This is a genomic window from Nocardia sp. NPDC051911 (genome assembly GCF_040681035.1).
GTDB lineage: Bacteria > Actinomycetota > Actinomycetes > Mycobacteriales > Mycobacteriaceae > Nocardia > Nocardia sichangensis.
Map to the genome: position 1 here is coordinate 1 of NZ_JBFAXY010000099.1, position 2,147 is coordinate 2,147.

A 2,147-nucleotide genomic window follows, 5' to 3' on the forward strand; every position below is an offset into this window, starting at 1 on the left:
GCGGTGTGGAGTTGGTGGTCGGTGAGTGGGGTGATGGATTCGATGCCGTGGTAGAGGTTGTGCCAGTATTCGGTGGTGCTGCGGGCGCCGGGGAACCGCCCGGCCATCCCGATGATCGCCACCCCGGCTGACGTGGCGTCGGACTCGGTCTCCGCCATCACTTGCTCCTTGCCGCACGGCGTCGTTGCTGGTGTTCGTGTCGCTTGCGCAGGCTCTCCCGGCGTTTGCCCGCCACGTCCGCGGCCGGTTCGAGTTGCGGCGGCCGGACGCGGCCTGCCAGATGCGCGACGGTCGGGCACTCCCAGAGGTCGCTGACGGTCAGCCGTGCGCTCAGCCGCGTGTTGATCCGCCGGATCAGCTGGATGGCGATGAGCGAATTGCCGCCGAGATCGAAGAAGCTGTCCTGGGTGCCGACGCGGTCGAGCCCAAGGAGGTCTTCCCACACCTCACGGATGACGCGCTCGGCGTCACCGACCGGAACCTCGGGTGGGGGCACCGGGATATGCGTGGTGGCAGCGGGTTCCGCGTCGTGGTCTACCGTCAGCGCCGTCGCGATCAATTCCACAGGATCGGTAGGGGAGACGATGATCTGCGCCTCGCCTGCCGAGGCCAGGATCGCATCGAGGGCGCGCAATCCCTCGCCGACCGACATCCCGCGCCGGTCCACCTCGGTGCGCCTGGCCTGTTCCAGTACCGGTGGCAAGGAGGTGGTCCTCGTCATTCCGACGTCTTTCCACGGGCCCCAGTCGATCGTGATCACCCGCTGTCGCCGGCCACGGTCCTGGGCGAAGGCATCCAGGAAACAGTTCGCGGCACAGTAGTCCACCTGTCCGGCGCTGCCGACGTTCGCGCCGTTGGAGCCGAACAGCACGAGGAAGTCGAGGTCCTGCTCGGCCAAGACCTCCTCCAGCACGAGCGTGCCGAGCACCTTCGGGCGTAACACCGCCTCGGCCGTCGACAACTCCTTAAGTTGGATGAGTCCGCCTCCCGCGATGCCCGCCGCATGGAAGACCCCGTCGATGGCGCCCCAGCATCCGACCGCCTGCTCGATGGCGGAGCGCATCGCCGCGTGATCGCCGACATCTGCTCGTACTACGAGCAATTCGGCGCCAAGGTCGCGCAATCGGGCCAGGGTACGCACAGTGTCGGCGACCGGTCCGGTCGTGTGCTCGGTGAGCCAGCCATCCCATTCGTGCACGGGCGGTAGTGCCGTCCGCGCCGTCAGCACGAGGCGGGCACCAGCGTGCGCAAGGTGGCCAGCCAGGGCGAGGCCGAGGCCGCCGGTGCCACCGGTGATGAGATAGACGCCGCCGCTGCGTATTACGGGTCGCAGTGCGGGGATGGGCAATGGGCGGGGCACGTAATGCTGGGTCCAGCGGTGGGGTCCGCGGTGGGCGATGGTGTCCGTACCGCCAGGTTCGGCGGACAACTCCGCCATCAGCCGGTCGAGCTGCGCGGTGCCGGGTGCCGCGTGGTAGTCGAGGTCGACGCTGTGGCAGCGCAGGCCGGGCAGCTCGCGGGGCAGCACTCGGCTCGGTCCGAGCAGGGTGGCCTTCGCGGGCGAAAGTGACTCCGTGCCCACGACATCATGCAAGCCGCTGCTGAACACCCACAACCTGCGCGGTGTGGTGCCGTTCGCGCGGGTGAGCACCTGTCCGAGCCGGAGCAGGCTGACGAAACCCAGCTGATGGTCGTCCGGCGGTGAGCTCTCGACGGTGGTGACGGTCCAGCAGTGCACGAAACGGGTGGGCGGTCTATCGCTCAACGCGGTGAACAGCCGCTCGTAGTCGACGAACCGAGTGGGGTGGACCGTATAGGCGTCTCGGGCCGGCGCCGACCAGCCCTCGGCCGCGCGCACGATCGTGACCGCGGCGCCGCCGTCCCGGAGCCGCTGTGCCACCGCCTCACCGACCCCGAGATCATCGGCGAATACCAACCAGTGCTCGGCATGCTCCGGAACCCGTTCGGCAGGCAGCGCGGACCGTTGCCACGCCGGGGCGTAGAACCAGTCTCCGATGTCGGTTCGCCATGTGGTGCCGGGGGCGGGTTCCCGTTTGGTGAGCCAGTGGGTGTGTTGTTGGAAGGGGTAGGTGGGTAGGGGTATTCGGTGGTGGTTGGGGTGGTATGTGGTCAAGTTGGGGGTGGTG

The 2,147-nt window shown here is 68.3% G+C and carries 2 protein-coding genes; both read right to left on the reverse strand.

The window, feature by feature from the left end; translation table 11 throughout:
• On the reverse strand, window positions 1-158 hold a 158-nt coding region (locus AB0L97_RS38565; RefSeq protein WP_364440007.1), incomplete at its 3' end, for a beta-ketoacyl synthase N-terminal-like domain-containing protein.
• The coding region (locus AB0L97_RS38570) for a beta-ketoacyl reductase (protein WP_364440005.1) at window positions 158-2,147 on the reverse strand (1,990 nt) is incomplete at its 5' end. The genes AB0L97_RS38565 and AB0L97_RS38570, both read right to left, overlap by 1 nt.